This is a genomic window from Parafrigoribacterium mesophilum, assembly GCF_039652555.1.
GTDB classification, from domain to species: domain Bacteria; phylum Actinomycetota; class Actinomycetes; order Actinomycetales; family Microbacteriaceae; genus Parafrigoribacterium; species Parafrigoribacterium mesophilum.
The window spans coordinates 1-283 of the sequence record NZ_JBDJAF010000043.1 but is presented as its reverse complement, the minus strand read 5'-3'; the positions used below and the strand labels follow the sequence as shown (position 1 = coordinate 283).

The following is a 283-nucleotide window of genomic DNA, read 5'->3' as shown; positions in this document are numbered from 1 at the left end:
AATGGTGCACACCTCGCTGGTGAATGTGCTCGTCACGAAGGACGGACGTGTGTTCGCCGGAGCGGTTCCGGCGTCACGGCGGTTGGCCGCAGCGCAGTCCCGGTGAGCGGCAGCATCCCGTCTGGTGAACTGGCAATTCAGACACGCGGGCTGACCAACCGGTTCGGCACACACGTCGCGGTGAACGACGTCGATCTGGCCGTCCCACGCGGCGCGGTGTTCGGATTCCTCGGCCCGAACGGCTGCGGTAAGACCACGACGATCCGGATGATGCTGGGCCTGG

General features: G+C 66.1%; 1 protein-coding gene. It reads left to right on the top strand.

The genetic code is table 11. The annotated features are described in order from the left end of the window. Positions 1 to 102: 102 nt before the first annotated feature. Positions 103 to 283 (top strand): ATP-binding cassette domain-containing protein (locus ABFX56_RS16025; RefSeq protein WP_346234354.1); only part of this gene is annotated, 181 nt, incomplete at its 3' end.